The sequence below is a fragment of the Polaromonas sp. P1_G2 genome (assembly GCF_056405515.1).
In genome coordinates this window covers 1-376 of record NZ_JBFUBY010001621.1, presented here as the reverse complement: position 1 = coordinate 376, position 376 = coordinate 1, and the positions used below count along the sequence as shown (strand labels likewise).

General features: G+C 63.8%; 1 protein-coding gene. It reads left to right on the top strand.

The window, feature by feature from the left end; all coding sequences use genetic code 11:
* Positions 1–376, top strand: a 376-nt coding sequence (locus AC1D0P_RS31825; RefSeq protein WP_477680372.1) for an ABC transporter substrate-binding protein, incomplete at both ends; no start/stop codon positions are given.

Here is a 376-nt window from a genome sequence, read left to right as displayed (position 1 = left end):
GATCAACGCTTTCAAGCAGGCCAATGCGGAAATCATCACCGGTGTGGTGATCCCACCGGACCTGACGACCTTCTGGAACCAGGCCAAGCAGCAGGGCCTCAAGCCGAAGATCGCCTCGATCGGCAAGGCGCTGCTCTTCCCGCAGACGGTGGAATCGCTGGGCGACGCCGGCCACAATCTCTCGACGGAAGTCTGGTGGACGCCGAGCCACCCATTCAAATCGTCGCTGACCGGCGAGACCGCCAAACAGGTGGCCGACGCCTTCACCACCGCCACCAACCGGCCCTGGACACAGCCGATCGGCTTTGCCCACGCGCTGTTCGAACTTGCCGTCGACGTGATGAAGCGTGCGGAGGACCCGACGGACGGTGAGGGT